The following is a 352-nucleotide window of genomic DNA, read 5'->3' on the forward strand; positions in this document are numbered from 1 at the left end:
CTTCGGCACACCCGTCGAACCCGACGTGAAGATCACATACGCCAGATCCGTCACCTCCCGCCGGGCGCTGTGACGTCCTGGCGCCGGCCCGGTGCTCTGCGCCGTGACGGCCACTGCGGGGACGCCGACGGGCCAAGGCCGTTCCACCAGGCCGGGCTGCGTCAGCACGACCCGGGCTTCGGTGTGCTCGATCAGGTAGGTGACGCGCTCGGCCGGCAGGGCAGGGTCGACGGGAACGTACACGCCTCCGGCCCGGAGCACGCCGAGGACGGCGGCGACCTGCTCCCATCCCTTCCGCATCGACACCACGACCCGGTCCCCGGGCCGCACCCCCAGCTCCCCCAACCGGTCG

The 352-nt window shown here is 73.0% G+C and carries 1 protein-coding gene; it reads right to left on the reverse strand.

What is annotated here, in order from left to right; genetic code table 11:
• On the reverse strand, positions 1–352 hold a 352-nt coding region (locus H0H10_RS04370; protein WP_188179467.1), incomplete at both ends, for an AMP-binding protein.

The organism is Streptomyces griseicoloratus, from assembly GCF_014534645.1.
Classification (GTDB): Bacteria; Actinomycetota; Actinomycetes; order Streptomycetales; family Streptomycetaceae; genus Streptomyces; species Streptomyces griseicoloratus.